The 5237-nt window shown below is 40.9% G+C and carries 5 protein-coding genes; all 5 read right to left on the minus strand.

The annotated features are described in order from the left end of the window. The coding region (locus ENN47_06685) for a hypothetical protein (GenBank protein HDP77855.1) at positions 1–988 on the minus strand (988 nt) is incomplete at its 3' end. Next, positions 985–2040, minus strand: a complete 1056-nt coding sequence (locus tag ENN47_06690) for a hypothetical protein (GenBank protein ID HDP77856.1) — start codon at positions 2038–2040, stop codon at positions 985–987. The genes ENN47_06685 and ENN47_06690, both read right to left, overlap by 4 nt. After that, positions 1974–3551 (minus strand): asparagine synthetase B family protein, encoded by a 1578-nt coding sequence (locus ENN47_06695; GenBank protein ID HDP77857.1) that lies wholly within the window; start codon positions 3549–3551, stop codon positions 1974–1976. Before ENN47_06695 ends, ENN47_06690 begins: the two co-directional genes overlap by 67 nt. Continuing rightward, positions 3552–4568, minus strand: a complete 1017-nt coding sequence (locus ENN47_06700; GenBank protein ID HDP77858.1) for a glycosyltransferase family 2 protein — start codon at positions 4566–4568, stop codon at positions 3552–3554. A gap of 18 nt (positions 4569–4586) precedes the next feature. Continuing rightward, positions 4587–5237, minus strand: a 651-nt coding sequence (locus ENN47_06705) for a UDP-N-acetylglucosamine 2-epimerase (non-hydrolyzing) (GenBank protein ID HDP77859.1), incomplete at its 5' end; no start/stop codon positions are given.

Genomic DNA, 5237 nt, shown 5'->3' on the forward strand with positions numbered 1-5237 from the left:
ATATATGATCAATTGTTTCAGCACTTTCTTCGGGATTATTCCTATCTATTACAATGCCCAGGTTATCTCTTTCAACTATTTGAGCAATATCCTCTAATCGTTTATCAACTATGATTGGAGTTCCGGAAACTACGGAATCGAAGAACTTGTTTGGCATTGAATGTACATAGTTCAAGAGTGGTTTTCCTCCAGCGTCAGTACTGCTGAAAGATATGATTGAAAAACTTGCCTGAGATATTCTCTTAATCATCTTGCCGTATTCAAGAAATGGGATGCTCTGACTAATTCCCTCAAGAGGTGAAGATCCTATCGTAGTAAACTCATATCCCTTTTTCTTTAAGCAGATGAGTAATTCCTTCTCTTTTTCGAGGTCTCTTCGAACTGATCCAACGAAAACAATCTCTTTGTTTCTTCGTTCCTTTGCTAGAGTTTCAACAGAAGAATCTCCGTAGTTCGGTATCCATAGTGTTTTCAAAAGTGGGTTAATTGCTTTTGCATCATCAATCATCCACTTAGAAACGAAAACGGCACCAGCGGATCTGGACAACATCTTTCTGTAAAAGGATTTTGCATAGTTAGTCTTTATAATCTTAGGAATCGCGTTGACACCAAATAGGAACTCTTCTGGAACATACTCATGAAAATCGGTAATAATTGGGACTTTCATTTTCCAGAACCTCTTGTAGATTTGTAACGGAATTACTGTCGCAAAATGATGTATGTAAACCAACTCAGGTCTCAAAGAAGAGGCAACTTCTATCATCTTTGCTTCATGAGTTCTCCTTGAGATGAGTTCTCTGACAATGCTATGTTTGTTAATATGATGCAGAACCGGATGAAATGTCACATCCCCTTCGGTATGGTATTCGGACTCGTCTTCGGACCAGTATATGTAATCAACGTCTCCAGCAGACGATAAAGCTTCTACTGTTCTCATCACGCGCTTATCTTTCTTCGGGTGGAGAAAGGCGATAACCAGAATACTCATGTGCGTCTCCTATTTCTAAGCAACTTCTTAACAAATCCAGTCGAAACTAAGCTTTCCAGAAGTAAAACATAAGGAATTCTAGCAAAATAGTCACAAGCATTCCCACAAAACACAGGCATCGTTCGCTTAATTCTCTTACTTCTGAAGAATTCACAGTATCTTTTCAGATTGCTCGTCAAAGAAGGATCTAGTTCTGAGTTCCTGTTTTCCGAATCTCCTTGCAGATACATGGAATCAGGACTTGATCCCATCATTCTAGGTGAAACTGAACTGTCATTTTCTTTGTCTAGTTCAATTATAAGACCACTATTAGATCTTCCTGAATGGTACGAAGTAACTTCATTCTTGGGCATAAACGTATTTCCTATGCTGAAATATACATTCTTCATAGCCGGCTGAATTGTATGTGAATGATGTCCGACAATCAAGTTAGCGCCCGCTGAGACTATTCTATTTGCTGCTGCCATTTGCCACGGAGTGGGTAATACTTCAAAGTCTACTCCCCAATGAGGGTAGACAATCAGATACTCCACTTCAGATTTGAGTTTGCTCACCTGCTTTATTATCTTTTTCAGAGAAATCCAACAAAGGTTGAGAACCCTGGACTTTGCACCGGTGAACCTCCAAGCAAAAGCAAGTACTCCAATCTTTTTTCCTGAATTCTCAAAAATAACATATGGTCTTTCTCTGGTTCCAAACGAAGTTATTCCTACATTTTGAAGAGCTTCTTCAGTCCTTCTGAAACCCTTCTTGCCTCCATCAAGTGAATGATTATTCGCCAAGCTGACGAATCTAATATTTAACAACTCACGCATTTTCTTAATAGAGTCTTCAGTCATGCCAAGGGTGTTATTTCCTGGCTCATCATCAACGTAACCTTCCAGGTTTGCAATGACGACTTCTTTCAGAAGAAGCTCTTTCAGTTCTGGATCAACCTTCGGTACCTTTTGAAAGTTGATATCACTCAAAAGGGCTATTCCGTTTCTCAACACTGCTCGCCTCGAAGATCTTGACTCAAAATAAGCAGTATGAGAATCTCTGACAGAAAGCAATTGGGATCATAACCTTTCTTTCCAAGTCTGTTCTCAACCAAATTCTTCAGTTTTGAAGAAGCCTCTGGATATTTCAGAATGAAACGCTGCAAAACTTTTTCACCTACCAAATCCATTCCCCAAGGATTGTGATATCTGCGCTTCATGTAAAACTCTTTTGCTCTCATCATAAGCTCAGCAGATGCAAATAATGACGCGAGGTTCATCATGAAGCTCTTTCTCTTTTTCTCGCTCTCTTTGCTTCTTGCATCGAATGAGACTCCCATCGGTTCAAAAAACTCATGCACGACAAATCTATCATAAAACTGTTTATTCACTTTCTGCGCTAGAGGAACAGTGAACCAGAAATTGACAAATCTATTGTCCCAAAACGGAAGCCACCACTTATGTCCGAAATACTCGTATAATCTGATGGAATTTACTATGAACTTAGACTGTCTTTCAAACCAGTTCCAGATTTCGAAGGCCATGTATGGTTCAGATACGTAAGCAACGATTTCCTTAAGTTCGTCATGCACATGTTGTTTAGCCTCAGGAGGAACTGGGGACTTTCTAAGAGTGAAATGCTTCGCAATAGTTGCGCCAACAAGCGAATTGAAATCTCGAGATCTATTTGACAACAACACCAAAGGGGTAATGTGAGAACCAGCAGAGAAGTCAGCAGAGTGTCCAGGTACAAATACCAGTTTCTCTCCAGGAAAGGATTTTTCTAGCCTCTTCATTAGAAGGTATTCCTGTACATGCGGGGTTGAAGAAAATCCATGAGAAGATAAATAGTAATGTTCGAATTCTTCAGAAGTCATCTCATCCAGCATTTCTTCGAAGTTATATTCAACATAATACCATTCATAGCCTAGTCGGGCAGCAACTTCTCTACTTGGGCTAGATTCAACTTCTCCTGCACCTTTCGCTCCATAGTTCACACATATCACATTGTCTATTCCGGCATCCCTTAGTAAACAGGCAATCAGTCTCGAATCGTAGCCCCCGCTAAGAGGAAGAACTATTCTCTGATCCGCTGAGATGGAATTTGATTCCTTGAATACATCTCGCAGGACTGTCAATAACCTCTTTGAAAACTCATCGTAAGTGAAGGCTTTGTCAGGTCTGTGAATGCTTTCTAGAATATCGATGATAGTTTCAGAATCATCTTTGATCACGATTTGTTCTCCGGCTCTAAACTGCATTACCGAATCGAGGAGCGTCGATCGACCTGTCACATAGCCAAAAGAAAGCAAATCAATGATTGAGTCCTTGAGCAGATCATGTGCTTCAAGACAGGGTTTGTCAGTTACTTGTCTTCCCTTCTTGTCAATGTAGAGAGGCACTTGCCTGACAGATCCAGAATACACTACTAACCCTTCATCACTCTTCGATACATATGTAATTCCTTGCTTCTCAAAATCCTTAATTGAATCGGGCTGAATTGCACTCCCTGCAGGTGAGTAAACCTCTGCACCTCCACAGAGCCTCTTTAGCCATCTATCATCCTGAAGCGAGAGCGTATACAACTAATTCTGCTCCCCTCTACCAATGAGTGAGAACAGACCGACAAATGAACCAACACCATATGAAACATGAAGAATAGGAAAAGCGAGAACTGAAGCAAAGAAGACCTTCCATTTTCCAGCGGCCATGGCTATTGACATAGAATAGCAGATTACTGTAAATAAGTACATGAGAATCATCAAGAGCGAGAATGTCTTAATCAAAACACTTAATAGTGAAAGTGCGGCACCTAAAACCAATGACAGAATAAAAATGAAAGGCACGAGATGCCTAAGCGAAAAGGGAATCTTGGCATACTTCGCACCTACTATTACCCAGAAGCCATTTCCGTAATTATTACTCCATAGTTCTTTGTAAGTAGATCTTGCATAGTAAAGTAACTCAATGTCAGGGAAGAGAATTATTTTGCCCCCCGCTCGTTTTAATCTCAAGTTGAATTCGATATCTTGATTCCTTACGAGCTTTTCGTTGAAAAAACCGATTCTGTCGAAAACCTCTCGTTTGTAGCAACCGAAAGGAACAGTATCTACCTCTGTGGGTTTGGTTACGCCTGTCCTAAACTTGGCACCGCCAACTCCAATTGGATGAGATAAGACTTCGGCGATAGCTCTTCCCACGGGAGAGTTTACACGAGGCTCCGTTTTCACTACTCCACCCACATTGTCTGCACCGCTTTCTATAGCATGCTGGACGCATTTAGAGATGTAGTCCGATGGCATTTCACTGTGTGCGCCGCTGAAGAATATGTATTCCCCTTTTGAAGCTTTCACTCCTAAGTTCATCGCAACGGGAGTGATCAGTTTCTGATTGTTGATTAGGACAATTCTTTTGTCTCGCTTGCAATACCTTTTGACAATTTCACTTGTACCATCTTCACTCATCCCATCAACAATGATTATTTCCATCAAATGCTCAGGATAGTCAGATATCAAAAACGAGTTAAGACACTTTTCGATGAAATGAACTTCGTTCCTTGTAGGAACTATGATTGTGACTTTCGGCAATTCCTGCTCTTCCAATGAAAACCCCTCCGGAGACTACTGTGTTCGTGCACCAAGCCTCAATTCACTAGCCAAGCGCGAAGCGATTTTTGCTGCCGCATTCCCTGAACCGTAAAGCCCTTTCTCACATATATTTGCATGAATAAGGACAAGTGAATCTCTGATCATTTCTGGAGGTGTTAGGCAGTTGATTCCGGCATCAACTAGCTCAATCCAGCCAGTGCCTGGCATTACTACTACCGCTTGTTTTCCTGCGAAGTAACTCTCTTTCTGAAGGCCACCACTGTCGGTGATCACTTTCCATGAATATTTGATAAGTCCCATCATTGAAGAATAGTCGAGTGGGTCTATTATGTCTAGATTCTCCAAATGATTCTCAAGACCAAATTCCTCAATTCGCTTTCTGGTTCTTGGATGTATAGGAAAAACCACTCTTTTTTTCTTCTGAATTACCGTGAGTTGCTTAAGAATCTCTTCTAGCCTTTCCCCGTTATCTGTATTGAAATCCCTATGAATTGTGACAACAACGTAACCATTTTCTTCAAGGCAGAGTCGCTCTACTACTGAATAATCGAAGTGCTTCTCCATCTTCAAGAATAGATCGTACATTACGTCACCAGTAAACCATATTCCTTCTTCCATTCCCTCTTTCTGAAGGTTCTTTACCGAAGTTTGCGACGGACAGAA

It is taken from the genome of Mesotoga infera, from assembly GCA_011045915.1.
GTDB lineage: Bacteria > Thermotogota > Thermotogae > Petrotogales > Kosmotogaceae > Mesotoga > Mesotoga infera_D.